We start from the raw sequence: 16,235 nt of genomic DNA, 5'->3' as shown, positions 1-16,235 counted from the left end.
ACGGGCGGGTGAACGCCGCGTCCGGACAGGGAAACTCCTCGATGTTTTTGCGCCGTTCGCCGACCGCACATCCGGACGGCACCGACCGTCCGTTGTGGTGGCCGGACGCCGCCCGGACGATGGCTGTCCGTCAGCCGTCGACCGCGAGGGGACCGCCCGTGTACCTGTCGACCGTGTCCCGCCCGGTGACCGACCCACCGGCCGCCGGTCGGCCGCGCCGTCGTCTCGCCGGGGTCGGTGGCACCGTCGTCGCGCTCGGCGCGGTCAGCCTGATCACCGACGTGTCCGCGGAGATGGTCACCGCGGTGCTGCCGCTCTACCTGGTGCTCGGGCTGAACCTCAGCCCGCTGGCGTTCGGCGTTCTGGACGGCGTGCACACCGGGGCGACCGCCGTGCTGCGGGTGGTCGGCGGATTCCTGGCCGATCGGTTCCGCCGGCGCAAACTGGTCGCCGGCGTCGGCTACACGCTCTCCGCGGTGGCCAAGCTCGGGCTGCTCCTCGCCGGCCGGTCGGTGCCGGCGATCGGCGCGGTGATCGCGGTGGACCGGCTCGGCAAGGGCGTCCGCACCGCCCCCCGCGACGCGCTCATCACGCTGGCCACGCCGCCCGGGGCGCTCGGCCGGGCGTTCGGTGTGCACCGCGCCATGGACGCGGTGGGCGCGTTCCTCGGTCCGCTGGCCGCGCTCGCGGTCCTGTTCGCCGTCGGACCCCGCTACGACGCGGTCTTCGTCGCCAGCTTCTGCGTCGCCGCGCTCGCCGTCGTCGTCCTCGTGCTGTTCGTCCGGGAACACGCGCCGGCCGGTCCGACCGGTGACGTCGACGGGCAGCGGGTCACCGTGCGGGAGGCCGCCGGCCTGCTGCGTGACCGGTCGACCCGCCGACTGGTGCTGGCCGCCGCGCTGCTCGGGCTCGCCACCGTCGGCGACGGCTTCGTCTACCTGTTGCTGCAACGCCGCGAGGACATCGGCCTGCGGTGGTTCCCGCTGCTCGCGGTCGGCACCAGCCTGGCGTACCTGCTGTTGGCCGGTCCGCTCGGCGCGCTTGCCGACCGGATCGGCCGGCTGCCGGTGGTGGTCGGCGGCTACCTCGCGCTCGGTCTGGCGTACCTGCTGCTCGCCGGCCCGGCGCACGGCTGGCCGCTGCTCGCGCTCACACTGACGCTGCACGGCGTGTTCTACGCGGCCACCGACGGGGTGCTGATCGCGCTCGCCGGGCCGGTCCTGCCGGCCCGGATTCGCACCACCGGCATCGCGCTGGTGCAGACCGGGCAGGCGATGGCGTACCTGCTCTCCTCGGTCCTGTTCGGTCTCGCCTGGCAGGTCTGGGGCCCGCACGCGGCGAGCGCCGCCGCGGCCGTGGCGGTCACCGTCGCGCTGCTGGTCACCGTGCCCCTGCTCGCTCCCCTCCAGCGGAGGTCACCTCGATGATGTCGACACGCGTGAAGCTCGCCACGCTGGCCGCCGCGGTGGTCGCCCTGGGCACGCTGGCCGCCGGATACCCGGTCCTGTCGGCCCGGTCCACCCCGACGCCGGCGTCCGCCGTCGACCGGGCGGTCACGCTCCACCCCGGGCCCCGGCTACTCGCGGTCACCGACCGGCACGTCTCCACCGTGGCGCTGGCCGACCCGGCCGGGCCGCGCGCCGTGTCCGACCGTGAGTGCCTGCGGGTGTACGCGGCGGCCGGCACCGGCGTCTGCCTGGCCCCGAGCAGTCCGTGGTCGTACCAGGTGGTGGTGCTCGACGCCGACCTGCGCCCGGTCCGGCGGCTGGACGTGCCGGGACTGCCCAACCGGGCGCGGGTCTCGGCGTCGGGCCGGATGGTCTCCTGGACCACCTTCGTCGGCGGCGACTCCTACACCAGCAGCGGCTTCTCCACCCGTACCGGCTTCCTCGACACCCGCACCGGCACCGTCGTCGCCTCCCTGGAGGAGTTCACGGTCCGGCGCGCCGGCCGGCCCTACCGCAGCGCCGACGTCAACTTCTGGGGCGTCACGTTCGCGGGCGACGACAACGTCTTCTACGCCACCATGGCCACGGCCGGGAGGCGGTGGTTGGTGCGGGGCGACGCCGCCGCCCGGACGGTCGAGACGGTACGGGCGAACGTCGAGTGCCCGTCGCTGTCGCCGGACGGCACCCGGCTCGCGTTCAAGGAGGCGGTCGAGGCCGACCCGGCCCGGGGCTGGCGGTTGTCCGTGCTCGACCTGCGGACCATGCGGGTGACCGCCACCGCCGAGCGCGCCAGCGTCGACGACCAGGCCGCCTGGCTGGACGGCGGGACGCTTGCCTACACGCTGCGCCAGGACGACGGCCGCCCGGACGTCTGGTCGGTGCCGGCCGACGGCTCCGGCCCGCCCCGGCTGCTGGTGCGCGGCGCGGAGTCGCCGTCCCCGTTGACCTGACGGCCGACCGACAGCAGCAGCCCGGCGGCGGCCAGCGCCGCGCCGGCCCCGGCGGCCCAGCCGGCCAGCCCCGTCGGGATGCCCAGGTAGACGGTGATGCCGAGGATGCGGGACAGCCCCCACGGCAGCAACGCCATCTGGTCGTTCCAGACGGTCAGCGCCCGCTCCGCGCCGATCCACGCGACCAGCCCGGCGAGCACCGCGAGCGGCACCCCGGCGGCGGTGAGCGTCAGCCCGGCGGCCCGCCGGCGGCGCATGCCGTACCGGTCGCGCAGCACCAGCGCGGTCGCCACGAACAGCCAGCAGAACGCCGCCACCGCCACGGTGAGGTAGACCGTCCGGCGGGCCGGCTCGGCCCAGAACACGAACCAGTAGCCGCCCGGCCCGCGCCCGGCCAGCACCGCCAGCAGCAGCACGCTGCGCAGCAGCGCCACGCCGCCGAGGACCGCCCACAGCCCGAACGGGTCCCGCCGACCTACCGCCAGGCGTGCCACCAGCGCGAACAGACTCCACCCGCCGAGTGTGACCAGCAGGTGCGCGGGCGCGGCGAACCAGGTGAACACCAGCCGGCTCGCCACCAGCACTCCGGCCGGGACCAGCCAGACCAGCACCCGGTCCAGCCGGGCCGCCGGCACCGGCAGCGCCGCCACCCGCCACGGTCGCAGCGCGCCGACCAGCAGCGCCCGCGCCGCCGCGCCGCCCGGCCCGCGCCCGCGCAGCCCGAGCGCCACCACGGCCACGACCAGGACCAGCAGCGCCCGCGCCGCCCAGGCCATCGCCGGGTCGCGGTCCGCCCGCTGCGCGCCGAGGTCGGCCGCCGTGAAGCGGTACGCCGGCAGGTCGACGTCCCCGCCGTAGCGCTGCCGGTGCCGGTCCCGCGCCTCGCGGTAGTCGCCGGTGGCCGACCGCCACCGCGCGTACGCGGTGCCGGAACCGGTGTCCAGCCACTGCGCGTGCCGCAGCACCATCGTCCGGTAGGCGGCCAGCGTCACGAACAGGTCCACCTGGTAGTCGAGCGTGTCGACGAAGCGCGCGCGCAGCGCGCCGTCCCGCCACGTCGTCGGGTCGGTGCCGGCCACCAGTTCCCGCATCCGTCGGGCGGTGGCGACCGCCGCGCCGCCCTCGGCGACCGCCGCGTCGACCCGGTCGCCGGTGACCGCGTAGATGCTGTCCAGCGCCGCGGAGTCACCGGTCGGGATGTCCCACTCGAAGATCCACATCATCGGCGGCGGTTCCAGCCCGAGCGCCCGCACCGACGTGTCCGCGTACGGGCCGATGTAGAGGCCGGTGGTGACCGCGGCCCGGGACAGCGCCATGGCCCGCCCGATCGCCGCCACGGTGGCCGGGTCGGCGGAGAACGTCCGGTACGCCCAGTCCGCCGTGACCTGCGCCGGATCGGTGTCCGGGTCCCAGGCCAGCCGCGCCACCGCGTACGTGTTCAGGTCGTAGAGCTGCCAGAAGCCGGCGCGCAGGTAGAGCGACATCGGCCCGGCGCGCAGCGGCCCGCCGTCCTGGGTCCAGTTCCACACGCCCTCGACGTGCGGGTTCGCGGCGAGGAACGCGCGCAGCGCCGCCCGGTGCAGCGGACCGAGGTCGTTGGGCAGCGCGCCGAAGCCCTCGAACTCGCGCCGCGCCTGGAACTCCACGATCCGCCGCTGGGTGCCGCCGCGCAGCGTGGTGTTCAACGGCAGGTGGCTGTAGAAGTCGCCGAGCGTGTACTTGGTGGACACGATCAGGTGCGGGTCGTCGAACCCGCCCAGCACCTCGGCGTACGCGTCGGGGTTGGTGTGCAGGTCGCCCACCGCGCCCACGCCCACCGTCCAGGTGCGGAAGATGATCTCCTTGTCGACCGTGGCCGCGGTGTCGAGCAGTGCCCGCAGCATCGTGCGCACACCCTCGGCGGTGGTGACCGCGAGCTTCGAGCCGTAGTCCCAGCCGCTGCCCGCGTACACCTCGCCGCCCTCGCCGACGCGGACCATCAGGCCGGCGACGAACGGCATGCTCGCGAACAGCTCGGCCAGCCCGGCCCGGTAGACCGCCCAGAGTCGGGGGTCGGTGGTGTCCAGCCCGCCCACGGTCCGGTCCAGGTACGCCTGAAGTGGCGGCGACACCGCGAGCATGTCGGTGAGCAGGAAGACGCGCAGGCCCATCTGGTCGGCGTACCGGAAGACCGGCCCGAACGCCGCCACCATCGCGCGGGCCCGGTCGACGTGCGGGTCGCCGGCCGGGTAGACCGCGTGCCCGTCGCCGACGCCGGCGAACGTCACGTACTCCAGGAAGCCGGGCACCACCACGCCGTTGTAGCCCTGCGCCACCGCGTGGTCGACGAACTGCCGGAACTGCGCGTCGATGCGGGCCACCGCCGCGGCGTCCACCCACGGTGCCCGGGGCAGCACCGCGGGCGAGACGATGTCGGTGTTGAGGCGGTAGTCGTCGCCGGCCGCGAACGCCGCCCGGTCCGGTTCGCGCCCCACCGAGCCCGCGTCGGTCAGCCGCAGCCCCAACCGGGGCGCCACCGGCCGGCCGGCCTCCGCCGCCGGCAGCACCTCGGCGCCGGAGCGGATCCGGTCGGCCAGCCGGTAGAGCCCGGCCGTGACGCCCGCCAGGTCGCCGGTGACGGTCAGCTCCGCCGCGCGGGCGGCGATCCGGTACGACTCCGGGACCCCGCCGGAGCGCAGCTCCGCCCGCAGCGTCGTCACCGCCGCCGGGCTCCGCGCACCCGGGCCGGGGCTCGGATTCCGGTCGGGCGTGCCGGTGCGCCTGGTCGGGGTGGGTGTGGCGGTCGGGGTGACCGTCGGGCGGGAGCGGCCCCGGGCGGCGAGCGCGTCGGCGACCGCTGCGGCGGCCTTGACCGCGCGGAGCTGGTCCGGCACCACGATCGAGGTCAACGGCGGTGGAGCGACCGGTGTGCGGGGCGGCGCGGCGACGGCCGGCTCGGGCGGCACGTCCGCCGGGGTGTGACTGAGCCCCAGCGCGTCGTCGACGACCCAGGCCACACCCGCACCGAGCAGCAGCACCACCATGACGGCGGCGACCAGCCGGTACGGGCGCCGAACCTGACCCACGCTCGCATCCTAGTGGCGGCGGCCCGATCTATCTCCCGTCGCGTCATCGGGTGCGCCGGGGTTGATCCGTCGGTGAGTCGGGTGCCGGGACGCCGGCACCCGACCCACCATCACGGCATGACCCCCCGCCCGTCGGGCAGTCGGCTATTCGGGCCTCGAGTACTCCCCGCAGGTGCTCCACACCGTCGCGCCGGCCTCGGTCTTGCACTCCATGACTTCGAAGGCGTAGTACTGAGTGGCCGGGAGCCTGAAGGTCCCGTTCTGGATGTCACCGTTGCCCGACGCGCTGACGTAGCCCGCGTCCTGGAAGACGCCGTCGTTCCTCTCCCACCGGAGATAGAGCCGCGCGCCCTTGCTGTCGACTGCGGTGTCCTTGACGTTGGCGAACACCTGGGCGTAGGTGGTTCCCGCCGGCGCGTAGTACTGGAACGTGCCCCAGCCGTGCACCCCGGCGATGTCGGCGCCGGTGTACTGGGCCGACCAACTCGACGCCGCCAACGCGGGGGTACTCGTGGCCGCGATCCCGGCGAGTGCCAGGGCCCCCACAGTCGCCGCGACACCGATCTTTCTCAGCGTGTTTCGCATTGCCTTTCCTCCTTTTTCGTGGCCGTCTTCTGTGGCTTTTCTGCTCACCAGATCTGGTACCAGTTGGAGGCGCAGGAACTCGCCACGCATTCCTGAACCCAGATGCTGTCCACGTCGCTCGCGAAAGTGAACCATCCGGAGCCGTACGAGGTGTCGCTGCTGCCGGTGGTGTCCGCGATCTCCTCGCTCCGGACCGAGTTGTCCTGGTACTCGGCTTGAATTTTGAGAATGGCCCGATAGCCGTCCTTCTTGGTGTCCCGGACGGTCGCGGCGACCTCGACCCGGCCGTTGCTGCTGTTGTAGGTGAGCGTTCCGTATCCCCACGCTCCCACCACGTCTCCAGGGTTGCCCGTGACATCCCAGGAGACCGCTGCGGCGGCAGGGCCTGCCTGCAGATCGACCTCAGCAGCCGCGGAAGGTGCGGCGGTGCCACCGATCACGAACGCGGATCCCATCGCCGTGCAGGCGAGTATCGCGCTTTTACGCATTGGCCCTCCAGGTGCAGTAGGTATTCATCTCCTGCCTGCTCCAATCTCAACAGTCCGCGCATCTGATGACCAGCCCCGTAGGTTGTTCCGAACCGTTCCGAACAGCTCGGAACAGATCGGAATAGAGCTGATTAAGGCCCGCGTCGAGGAAGTGCCCCCCGGGGACCTGCTGCACCTCGGCGCACCCGCGGACACCGGCCTGGAATTGACCGACCGCACCGAAGACGTGCTGCTCGTGGCCGGCGGCACCGGCCTGGACGACCCTGGGCCGCCCCCGCCGAGCAGGGCACCGCCATCGCGTCGGCGATCCGCCACCACCGGCCCGGCCACCACGTCCACGTCTGCGGCCCACCGCCATGAACACGGCCGCCCGTCGCTGGCTCACCATCGCGGGGGTGCCGCCGACCACCTGCACCCACCGACGATCGGGGAACGGTGACGGCCGTGAGGATGTCAACTCGCGTCTTGCGTGTTCGCGTTCGCGCAGCGAGTGGGCTAGTTTCGAACGTGTGAACGAGGTGGCGAGCGTCCCCGTCGAGGCGCAACTCGAGGCGTACCGGTCGGAGCTGACCGGCTACTGCTACCGGATGCTGGGCTCGGCCTTCGAGGCCGAGGACGCGGTGCAGGACACCTTCGTCCGGGCCTGGCGCAACTTCGACCGGTTCGAGGGGCGCTCCGCGTTGCGGACCTGGCTGTACCGCATCGCCACGAACGTCTGCCTGAACATGACCGCCAGCGCGCAGCGCCGCGTCCGGCCGATGGATCTCGGTCCCGCCGGCAGCGGCACCGCCGCCCATCCCGGCGAACCGCGCCCGGAGCAGATCTGGGTGGGCCCGGTGCCGGACGACCGGGTCCTCGCCGAGTCCGGCGACCCGGCCGACGTGATCGCCGGGCGGGAGTCGGTCCGGCTGGCGTTGGTCGCGGCGTTGCAGCACCTCCCGCCGAAGCAGCGGGCCGTGCTCATCCTGCGCGAGGTGCTGGCCTGGTCGGCCCAGGAGGTCGCGGACCTGCTCGACACGTCGGTGGCGAGCGTCAACAGCGCGCTGCAACGGGCGCGGGCCACGCTCGCGTCGACCGGCGCCGACACCGACGTGCGCCGGCCGCTGGACGAGGAGCAGCAGGCGCTGCTGGCCCGCTACGTGCGCGCGTTCGAGTCGTACGACCTCACGGCGCTCACCGAGCTGCTGCACGAGGACGCGACGCTGTCCATGCCGCCGGTGCCGTTGTGGCTGCGCGGGCCCGACCACATCACGGCGTGGATGACCGGCACGGGTCACGGCTGCCGGGGATCCCGGCTGGTGCCGGTGGCGGCCAACGGCATGCCGGCGTTCGGGCAGTACCGGCCCGGCCCCGGCTCAGGGCACGTGCCCTGGTCGCTGATCGTGGTGGGGCTCTCCGGCGGCCGGATCACCTCGCTCAACCACTTCCTCGACACCGACCGCCTGTTCCCGCTCTTCGGCCTGCCGGACCGCCTCGACGAGGGTGTCGGCGAGCCCCAGCAGGCCGGCCAGGTCGCGTAGGGCCGCACCGGCCCCGCGGGTCTCCCACCGCCACCCGAACCGCTTGGCGGTCAGTCGGAGCCGGGCCAGCGTCTCGATGGTGACCAGGTCGGGTCGGGTCACCGCGGACAGGTCGCAGATCACCACGCCCCGGTCGCGGCCCCGTAACGTCTCTGCCAACTCGGCGCAGCGGACCGCGACGTCCGCGCGGGTCGGCGTCGTGCCGGGCAGACGGAACACGAGGGTGGTCACGCGGATCAGACCGGCGTACGCCCGGATTCTCATCGCCTCCGGCCGGATCCGCCGGCCCGCCGGCGTACGCCGACCCGAGTCCTTCTCGGACGCGTGCCGATCGGCTGCAATTTCCGCCGGTCATCTTGCCGAACGCAGTTACATCGACGTTAACTGCTATACCAATCATCGTTGGGCGGCTATATGATCCCCGGTAGCTCGCCCCGTAGCCTCACGAAACCGCAGCTCCAGCACGCTTCAGGCCGCTCCCGCACCAGGTGCTCCGCAACGCTCCACGCTCGGTGGCCGGCCCGATCCGCCGCGTCGAAAATGTCGCGGTAATTGCCGGCGCTGCGCCCCAGCCTGCCGGAAAGGTGGGAACGGATGACCGTGATCCCGTCCTTGGTCATCGGCATCGCGTCCACGGCGGCCGATCGCCGGCAACTCGCCCAACTGTTGGGCGGCACCGAGACGTTCCTGATCGTCTCCAGTGCCCATCAGGCGCGCCGGTTCCTCGACCTGGTCCGCCGCCCGGCGGTCACGCGGCCGGCCGTCAGCCCCGACTCCGACGGCGACGTGCCGGCCGACCCCCGCGCCGGGACGCCGGCCCCGCGGGCGGATTCCCGGACCGCGACGCCGGCCCCGTCGGTCGACCCGTCGGCCGGGCCACCCGTCGGTTCCCCGACCGCGTCGTCGGCCGAGGGGTCGGACCGGTCGCCTGTCGACTCGTCCGGGCCGGAGCTGGCCGTGGATTCCGATCGGCGGGTGCTGCGCTGGCGGGAGCGCGAGGTCGGCCTGACGCCGCTGGAGCACGACCTGCTGGTCTGCCTCGTCCACACCCCCGGCCAGGTCTGGACGTACGCCCGGCTGCACCGCGCGGTCTGGGGCAACGACCACCTCGGCCGGGGTTCCGACATGCACTCAGTGGTCCGCCGCATCCGCCACAAGCTGGCCCGTCTGAGCGCCCCCACCACGATCCACGCAGTCCGAGGCGTCGGCTTCCGCCTCACCCCTTCCTAACCCACCCCCACCCCCACCCCCCCACCCCACCTCGTGTTGATCAAGGAGTTTGCGTCTGTTCCGGCGCCCCGGCAGACGCAAACTCCTTGATCAATGCTGAGGGGCCGGCCGGTGGCCGGGTGGGGTGAGTGGGTGGAGGGGGTGGGGGGGTGGGGGGGTGGGGGGTGGGGAAGGTGCGTGATCGGCGTGGACAAGGGGACGGGCCGGCCGGTGGGGAGCACCGGCCGGCCCGCTCCCCGTCAGGTCAGCAGCGGGTGGGGGAGAGGGTGAAGTCCTCGACGGTGGGCGTGGTGGAGTTGATCTTCGTCGGACGGGTCTGGGGCTTCCAGCCGTCCTTGGCGACGATCAGCGTGAGCGGGTTGTTGCGCCGGTCCATCCAGTAGGCGTACCGGCCGTCGGCGTCGGTGGTGAACGTGTAGGAGTTCGCCCAGGAGTCGACCTGCACGGTCGCGCCCGGCAGCGGGGCGGTGGCGCCCTGGCAGCTCTTGCCGGAGACCGTGCCGGACAGCTTGCCCCAGGTGGTCGGCGGCTGCGCGACCATGGTGACCGCCACCGGCGCCACCGTGTACGGGGTGTTCTCCTTGATCACGATGGACGCCGAGTACGTGCCCGGCTGGTCCACGTTCGCGGTCATGCCGACCGTGACCGTGACCTTCGCGCCAGGTGCCAGCGTGACCTTCGACTTGTCGACGGTCAACCAGCTCACGTCGGCCGCCACCTCGGCGCACTCGGAGAAGCCGGGCAGGACCTCGCTGTCCTTGGTGGCGGTGAAGCCGCCCGACGAGCCGCCGACCTTGTAGAACCCGCAGGCCGCGCCGCCCCGGTATCGGGGCGCGTTGGCGTTGGGCAGGTTGGCCCAGGAGCTGGTCGCCGGGTCGTACGCGAAACCGGCGTTGGTGATGGCGCCGCCCTGCGACCCGCCGACGACCAGCAGCTTGCCGTTCGCCACCGCGTACGAGGCGGCCCAGTTGTCGGCCGGCGCGTCGGCGATGGCGGTCCAGGCGTTGGCGCCCGGGTCGAACGCGTAACCGGCCTTCTGCGAGTTCGTGCCGTCGTTGCCGCCGGTGCAGTAGACGGTGCCGTCGATCCCGCCGCAGGACAGGAACGCCACCGACTTCGGGTAGGCGGGCAGCGTCTCCCAGGTGTTCGCGCCCGGGTCGTACCGGACGACCGAGTTGGACATCGGCAGGCAGCTCGCAGTGGTGCAGCCACCGACCGCGTACAGCTTGCCGCCCGCGACGGCCTGGCCGGCGGCCGACCGGGGCGCCGGGTTGCTCGCCTTCGCGGTCCACGTGTTCGCCGCCGGGTCGTACGACCAGGTGGCGCCGTCCGGGCCGGAGGCGCCCCAGCCGCCGGTGGCGACGATCTTGCCGTCGATCACGCCGACCGTCATCGCGGTACGGGCGCCGGGTAGGTCGGCGATGGCGGTCCAGGTCTGCGCGATCGGGTCGTACCGGTAGTTCTTGGTGCTGGACGTCGTCCCGTCGCCGCCACCGATGGAGTAGACCTTGCCGTCGACGGTGACGACCCGGTTGTCCATCACGTTCGCCGGGTAGCCCGGGATGGCGGTCCACGGGTCGGCCTGGGGACCGGCCGACGCGACCGACGTCGAGGACTTGCCGGACGAGCGGGCCGCGAACGACGTCGCCGTGGTCAACCGCTGCGCCGGCGCGCCGGTCGAGCCGAGCAGCGCCTGCTCGGAGAGCCGGGACCCGTCGGCGCGTTGCAGCACGAACCCGCCGTCACGCTCGGAGAACTCGACGTCGACCGGCGCGCCGCCGGTGTTGGTCACGGTGAACGTCTTGCTGACCTTGCCGCTGGGCATCCGGGCCGTCCCGGTCAGCGACGTCGGCTGCACCGACAGCCGGCCGGCGGCCAGTTGGAACGTGGCCGTGGTGGCCCAGTCCGTCTCGACCGTGACCTGCTTGGTCTGGCTCACGTAGTTGCCGGCGCTGGCGATGAACGGGTGCGTGCCGGTCAGCGACGAGAACATCCAGTAGAAGCCGTCGGGCAGCTCGGTGTCGTCCGGGGTGGCGACCGTGGTGGCCTTCTCCGCCGGGCGGTCCTTGCTGGTCACCGTGGCGCCGTTGACGTAGCTGTTGTCGTTCTTGTCGCGCACGTGGCCGAGCACCAGGCCGCCGTCGACCGGCTTGCAGACGAGCTTGCTGCCGATCAGCACGTTGTCGACCTCCCACCACCACTCCCAACTCGCGTCGTAGTAGTGGAAGCGGACCCGCACCTGCGACTGGTTCGCCGCCTGCGGGATCGGCACCTCGGTCACCTTGCCGCGTACGTCGGCCGCCTGCCGGAGCACGTTGCTCCAGGTGGTGCCGCCGTCGAGGCTCAGGTCGACGTCCGCGCGGTCACTGTTCAGCCAGTTGTAGTCCTGGTTGAACCGGATCACCGGCGTGCTCACCCCGGTCAGGTCGACCACCGGGCTGACCAGCGAGGTGTCCTGCCGCCCGCCGTTGCCGTAGTTGTCGCTGTCGATGATGGCGAAACGGCCGCTGCCGCCGGTCAGGTTGCCGCGCTCACCGGCGTCGGTGAACTCCCAGACCTGGCCGGAGCCGGCGTTGTCCACCACCGACCAGCCGTCCGGCACGCCGGTGCCGTCGAACGTCTCGTACTCGCCGTCCGAGCTGACCGTGTAGCCGGGGGCGGTGGCGCACTTCTCCGGGTCCGCCGGCACCGCGACGTTCGCGGTCAGGTTGCCGGTGCCGACCGTGACCTCCTTGGTGACCGTGAGGTAGCCGGCGTACTGCGGCTCGATCGTGAGCCGGTAGGTCGACCCGGCCGGCAGCTTCAGGCTGTAGCGACCGGTGGCCGGCGTGGTGTAGTCCGAGATCGGCGTGCCCGCCACGCTCACCTTCGCGTAGAGCGGCCAGCCGTGCCCCGACCCGTCGGTGACCTGCCCGCTGACCGTGACGCTGGGTGTCGCGGTGAGCACCACGTCGAGCGTGGTGGTCGTGTTCTTGGTGACGGTCGCGGTCAGCGTGCGGCTCGCGTACCCGAACGCGGAGACCACCACCTGGTAGTCGCCGGCGGGCAGCAGCGAGGAGTAGGTGCCGTCGGCGCCGGTGGTCAGCGTCCGGTCCGCCGCGCCGGTCAGGGTGACCGTCGCGCCGGCGACCGCGGCGCCGGTCGCGTCGGTGACCTTGCCGGCCAGCGTGCCGTTGTCACCGATCGGGGCGGCGGCGAGCAGCGCGAGCGCGTCGAGGCGACCCTCGCCGTAGACGTTGTTGTCGTCCGCGGTGCCGCCGCACTGCGTGTCGGCCTTGTCGACCGCCGCGCCGTCGAGCAGCGCGCGCGTCGCGGCGACGTCACCGACCAGCGTGGGCGCCGCGGACCAGAGCAGCGCGATCGCGCCGGCCAGGTGCGGCGCCGCCATCGAGGTGCCGCTGATGCTGGCGTACGAGTTGTCCGGCACGCTGGAGCGGACGTTGACGCCGGGGGCGGAGATGTTCGGCTTGATCTCGCCGTTCTGCCCGGTGCCCCGGGACGAGAAGCTGGCGATGTTGTTGTTGATGTCGTACGCGCCGGCCGAGTAGTTGCTGGCCAGGCTGCCCGGCGAGCCGCTGGTCTGGCAGGCGGGGCCGTTGTTGCCGTTGGACCAGACACCGAAGATGCCGGACGCGGTCCACGCCTCGGTGACGTCCTCCATGAACGGCTCGTTTGACGGCTGCGTGGTGCCCCACGAGTTGTTGATGATGTTGGGCCGCTTGCTGGCGTCCGGGTTCTCGCCGGCCAGGTCGGTGGGCTCCAGCATCCACTGGCCGGAGGAGATCAGCGCGGCGTCGGTCGGGCAGCACCCGTTCGCGGCGATCCACTTGACCTCGGGGGCGACGCCGATCTGGTTGGCGCCGTCCGAGCCGGCCATGGTGCCCATGGTGTGGGTGCCGTGCCCGTCGGAGTCGCAGGGCCCGTCGTCGCACTCGCCGGCCGCGTCGTACCAGTTGTAGTTGTGGTCGAACGTGCCGTCGCCGTTGTTGCCCCGGTACGCGTTCACCAGCGCCGGGTGGTCGAACTGGACACCGCTGTCGATGCTGGCCACGGTGATGCCGGCGCCCTTGACGCCGTACTGGGACCAGACGTCGTCGGCGTTGATGTTGGCGATGCCCCACTCCAGGGCGTTCGTCGACTTCTGGTCGGTGCCCGGGGTGGTCTCCGGCAGCTTGTACTCCACCGGCGCGTAGATGCCGTCCACCTCGGTGTGGGCGGCGAAGTTCTGCGCCATGGTCAGCGACCCGCCGGTCACCTTGATGGCGTTGGTGGCCCAGAACGTCTGGTATTTCGTGCCCGAGCGGTCCAGCTCGGCGCGGATCTTCGCCTGGCTCTCGGCGGCGGTCTTCTTGAGGGCCGCGGCGACCGCGGCGCCCCGCTGGTTCCAGTCCTTGACCGCGCCGGCCCTGCCCAGGTCGGCCCGGTCGCCGAAGTGGATCCAGAAGTCGCCCTCGCTCTTGCCCTGGAGCTGCCGGGTCAGTTCGGGACGGATCTTGTCGCCGGCCGACGCGCCGGCGCCGGTCTGCGCCTGCGCCGGGGCGCCGGTGGCGGCCAGCGCGGTCGCGGCGAGCAGCAGGGCGGTGCCCGCGCTCACCAGCCGCCCGGCCAGTCCCGTTCGGTGTGGACGTCTCAGCATCGGTGCTGCCTCCTCCGATGACCCGCGCTTGATCGAGCCACGACAGAAGGGCCAGGAGACTGCGCTCCCGACTGGTCACACCGGTTTGAAACGAACCCCCCAGGCCCCCTGGGCGCCGTGCGGGTCTACGCCGGCCACCCGAGTGGACACTATGATCGACACCAACGGGCGATCAATGACCGTACGTAAGCAACTTGTCACCAACAGGGCCCCGACGTGGTGACCCGGTTGACAGTCACTGTCACGGTGGGGGGCGGCGTGACGACGGACGACCCGGACGCGACGTCCCCCGGCACCGAGCCGGCGGGGCACCACTTCTCGCTTGTCATCGGCGTGACACCGTCGCCCGCCGAACGGCTCCGGCTCACCGAGCTGCTGGGCGGCGTGGCACCGCTGCTGCTGGTCGCCGACCTGGACGAGCTGCGCGAGGTGATCGCTCCCGAGGAGGATGGTAGGCGGCGGCCGGCGTCGACGCATCCGGAGGCGGCGGGGGACCCCCGGCCCGACGGCGCGCTGGTGATCGACGTGGCCCGGTCCACCGCCCGCTGGGCCGACCGGGAGGTCGCCCTGACCCGGCTGGAGCGCGACCTGCTGGCCTGCCTGACCACCGAGCCGGTACGCGTGTGGAGCTACCCGGAGCTGCGCCACGCGGTCTGGCACGACGCGCCGACCCAGCGCCGCGCGGACGTGCAGTCCTTGGTCAAGCGGTTGCGCCGTAAGCTCGGCGAGCTGGGCACCGGCGTCACCATCGTCGCGGTGCGCGGCGTCGGGCTGCGGCTCACCGATCACCATGATCCCCGGGTCCGGGACGGTTGACGCCTATGCTCCACACAGGAATCCGTCCGGTGCGAAAGGGGCAACAGCGGGAGATGGCACGCTGGCGTTGGCTCCTGGCGGACCAGCTCGGTCCCCACTTCCTCGACGACGACGCGCAACGCGTCCTGCTGGTGGAGAGCCGAACCCTGTTCGCCGCCCGCCCGATGCACCGGCAGAAGGCGCACCTGATCCTGTCGGCGCTGCGGCACCGGGCCGCCGAACTCGGCGACCGGGCCCGGCTGGTGCGCGCCGACACGTTCCGGACGGCCCTCACCGACCTGGGCGAACCGGCCGAGGTGGCGCACCCGTCGTCGCGGGCGGCGCTCGCGTTCGCGCGTACCGTCGACGGGCTGGCCGTGCTGCCGCCGCGCGGCTTCGTGACCGACCGCGCCGACTTCGCGGCCTGGGCCGACCGGCGGCGGGGCCGGCTCCGGATGGCCGACTTCTACCGGTACGCGCGGGACCGGCACGACGTGCTGCGGGACCTGCCCGCCCCGGCCGGCCGGTCCCGTCGCCGGCCGCCGACCGACGTGCCGCCACCGCCGCCGATCGTCGAGGACGACATCGACGCGGCGGTGCGCCGGGACCTCGACCGTTGGCAGGCCGAGGGGATCCGCTTCGTCGGTCGGGACGCCCCACGTCGCTACCCGGCCACGCACGCCGAGGCGCAGGCCCGGCTCGCGCACTTCCTCGACCACCGGCTGTCCGCGTACGCCGACAGCGAGGGCGTGCTCAGCGACGCCGACGGGCTGCTCGCGCACAGCGTGCTGTCGTCCTCGTTCAACCTCGGCCTGCTCGACCCGGAACCGGCGATCCGCGCCGCCGAGCGCGCCGGCCGCGCCGGAACCGCGCCGCCGGCGGCGGTGCACCGCTTCGTGCGCGGCCTGTTCGGCTGGCGGGAGTTCCTGTGGCAGCTCTACTGGTACTTCGATCCGCGCTTCCGGGGCGCCGACTGGCTCGCCGCCACCCGGCCGTTGCCGGAGTGGTTCGACCGGCTCGACGCGGACGCGGTGGAGGCCCGCTGCCTGTCCGACGTGCTGGCCGGCGTCCGGGACACCGGCTGGGCGCACCAGACCGCGCGGCTGACCGTGCTCGCCAACTACGGCCTGCAACGCGGCTGGCGCGCCGCCGACCTGGCCGACTGGTTCCGGCGCAGCTTCGTCGACGGCACCGACTGGGTCATGAACGCCACCGTCATCGGCATGAGCCAGTACGCCGACCTGGCCCGCATCGACACCAAACCGTGGGCGTTCGACGGCGGTCACCTGGACCGGATCGGCGACCACTGCGGCGGCTGCCGGTACGTGCCGAAGCAGGTGCTCGGCGACGACGCGTGCCCGTACACCGGTGGGTTCGAGGCGTTCCTGCACCGCAACCGGGAACGGCTCGCCGGTGACCCGCGGCTCGCCGCCGACCTGGCCGCGCGCACCGACCCGCAGCGGCGCGACGCGGTGCTGGCCCAGGAGGAGAAGCGCGGCGACGAGGCCCCCTGAGTCG

10 protein-coding genes and 1 pseudogene are annotated in these 16,235 nt (G+C 72.9%); 6 read left to right on the top strand and 5 right to left on the bottom strand.

The genetic code is table 11. The features are described from left to right. The first annotated feature begins 158 nt into the window (after positions 1 to 158). Entirely contained in the window at positions 159 to 1,427 is a 1,269-nt protein-coding gene (locus AB0B02_RS24645; RefSeq protein ID WP_281934837.1) for an MFS transporter, read from the top strand. Beyond that, positions 1,424 to 2,398 carry a hypothetical protein gene (locus AB0B02_RS24640; protein ID WP_281934835.1) on the top strand — a complete coding sequence of 325 codons (975 nt, stop codon included), beginning with the start codon at positions 1,424 to 1,426 and terminating at the stop codon, positions 2,396 to 2,398. Before AB0B02_RS24645 ends, AB0B02_RS24640 begins: the two co-directional genes overlap by 4 nt. On the opposite strand, the gene AB0B02_RS24635 is transcribed toward AB0B02_RS24640, so the two are convergent. From AB0B02_RS24635 to AB0B02_RS24625, 3 genes are all read right to left on the bottom strand, one after another. Next, the gene (locus AB0B02_RS24635) at positions 2,284 to 5,463 is read right to left on the bottom strand and encodes a hypothetical protein (RefSeq protein WP_357303911.1); all 3,180 of its coding nucleotides are present in this window, start codon (positions 5,461 to 5,463) and stop codon (positions 2,284 to 2,286) included. The two genes, AB0B02_RS24640 and AB0B02_RS24635, sit on opposite strands and share 115 nt — an antisense overlap. Positions 5,464 to 5,607: 144 nt before the next feature. After that, positions 5,608 to 6,048, bottom strand: coding sequence for a hypothetical protein (locus tag AB0B02_RS24630; protein ID WP_281934831.1), 441 nt, complete (start codon positions 6,046 to 6,048; stop codon positions 5,608 to 5,610). Positions 6,049 to 6,092: 44 nt separating this feature from the next. Continuing rightward, positions 6,093 to 6,503, bottom strand: coding sequence for a hypothetical protein (locus AB0B02_RS24625; RefSeq protein ID WP_281934829.1), 411 nt, complete (start codon positions 6,501 to 6,503; stop codon positions 6,093 to 6,095). Positions 6,504 to 7,045: 542 nt separating this feature from the next. Between AB0B02_RS24625 and AB0B02_RS24620 the strand changes: the two genes are divergently transcribed. Next, the gene (locus AB0B02_RS24620) at positions 7,046 to 8,056 is read left to right on the top strand and encodes a sigma-70 family RNA polymerase sigma factor (RefSeq protein WP_281934827.1); all 1,011 of its coding nucleotides are present in this window, start codon (positions 7,046 to 7,048) and stop codon (positions 8,054 to 8,056) included. 30 nt (positions 8,057 to 8,086) lie between these two features. Here AB0B02_RS24620 and AB0B02_RS24615 read toward each other — a convergent pair. Beyond that, positions 8,087 to 8,320 (bottom strand): annotated as a pseudogene (locus tag AB0B02_RS24615) (hypothetical protein); the annotation flags it as partial. Between the two features lie 330 nt (positions 8,321 to 8,650). Here AB0B02_RS24615 and AB0B02_RS24610 point away from each other — a divergent pair. Then, entirely contained in the window at positions 8,651 to 9,286 is a 636-nt protein-coding gene (locus tag AB0B02_RS24610) for a winged helix-turn-helix domain-containing protein (protein WP_357303906.1), read from the top strand. 244 nt (positions 9,287 to 9,530) lie between these two features. Here AB0B02_RS24610 and AB0B02_RS24605 read toward each other — a convergent pair whose 3' ends face one another. After that, positions 9,531 to 13,922 carry a S8 family serine peptidase gene (locus AB0B02_RS24605; protein WP_357303903.1) on the bottom strand — a complete coding sequence of 1,464 codons (4,392 nt, stop codon included), beginning with the start codon at positions 13,920 to 13,922 and terminating at the stop codon, positions 9,531 to 9,533. Between the two features lie 258 nt (positions 13,923 to 14,180). Between AB0B02_RS24605 and AB0B02_RS24600 the strand changes: the two genes are divergently transcribed. Then, positions 14,181 to 14,738 carry a winged helix-turn-helix domain-containing protein gene (locus tag AB0B02_RS24600; RefSeq protein ID WP_281934820.1) on the top strand — a complete coding sequence of 186 codons (558 nt, stop codon included), beginning with the start codon at positions 14,181 to 14,183 and terminating at the stop codon, positions 14,736 to 14,738. 29 nt (positions 14,739 to 14,767) lie between these two features. Next, positions 14,768 to 16,231 (top strand): cryptochrome/photolyase family protein, encoded by a 1,464-nt coding sequence (locus AB0B02_RS24595; protein WP_308447809.1) that lies wholly within the window; start codon positions 14,768 to 14,770, stop codon positions 16,229 to 16,231. Positions 16,232 to 16,235: the final 4 nt, after the last annotated feature.

It is taken from the genome of Micromonospora sp. NPDC049240 (genome assembly GCF_040647835.1).
GTDB lineage: Bacteria > Actinomycetota > Actinomycetes > Mycobacteriales > Micromonosporaceae > Micromonospora.
This window is presented reverse-complemented; position numbering and strand designations above follow the sequence as displayed.

Bases quoted from the DNA above. Each gene is read 5' to 3' on its own strand.
- AB0B02_RS24640 (WP_281934835.1), top strand. From the start codon at position 1,424: ATGATGTCGACACGCGTGAAGCTCGCCACGCTGGCCGCCGCGGTGGTC.
- AB0B02_RS24630 (WP_281934831.1), bottom strand. From the start codon at position 6,048: ATGCGAAACACGCTGAGAAAGATCGGTGTCGCGGCGACTGTGGGGGCC.
- AB0B02_RS24625 (WP_281934829.1), bottom strand. From the start codon at position 6,503: ATGGGATCCGCGTTCGTGATCGGTGGCACCGCCGCACCTTCCGCGGCT.
- AB0B02_RS24610 (WP_357303906.1), top strand. From the start codon at position 8,651: ATGACCGTGATCCCGTCCTTGGTCATCGGCATCGCGTCCACGGCGGCC.
- AB0B02_RS24605 (WP_357303903.1), bottom strand. From the start codon at position 13,922: ATGCTGAGACGTCCACACCGAACGGGACTGGCCGGGCGGCTGGTGAGC.